At 63.8% G+C, this 373-nt stretch carries 1 pseudogene; it reads right to left on the bottom strand.

Annotation, left to right across the window (positions count from 1 at the left end):
- Positions 1-373, bottom strand: a pseudogene (gene proY, locus AC0L3B_RS38625) (proline-specific permease ProY); the annotation flags it as partial.

Below are 373 nucleotides of genomic sequence, written 5' to 3'. Positions count from 1 at the left end.
CGCCAAACACTTTGACGTTGCACAGGTTCAGGCCGCCGATCAGAAACACAATGCCGAGCACCCAGGCCCAACGCGCCACCTCGGGAAACCAGAAGCCCATATAGATGCCGAACGCGGTGACGTCGGCGAGGCAGACGATGATCATTTCAAAGGCGTAGGTCCAGCCGAGGATAAACCCGGCCATGGGCCCCAGGTAGGTGCCGGCGTACTGGCCGAACGAGCCGGACACGGGGTTGTGCACAGCCATCTCGCCGAGGGCGCGCATCACCATGAATACAGCGGCGCCGCCGATCAGGTAGGCCAGCAGCACAGCGGGGCCGGCCATCTGGATGGCTGAGGCGGAGCCATAGAACAGCCCGGTACCGATCGCGGA

Source organism: Bradyrhizobium sp. Kon56 (genome assembly GCF_055807635.1).
Note: the sequence above shows the minus strand (reverse complement) of the source record. Positions and strands in the feature narration are given on the sequence as shown.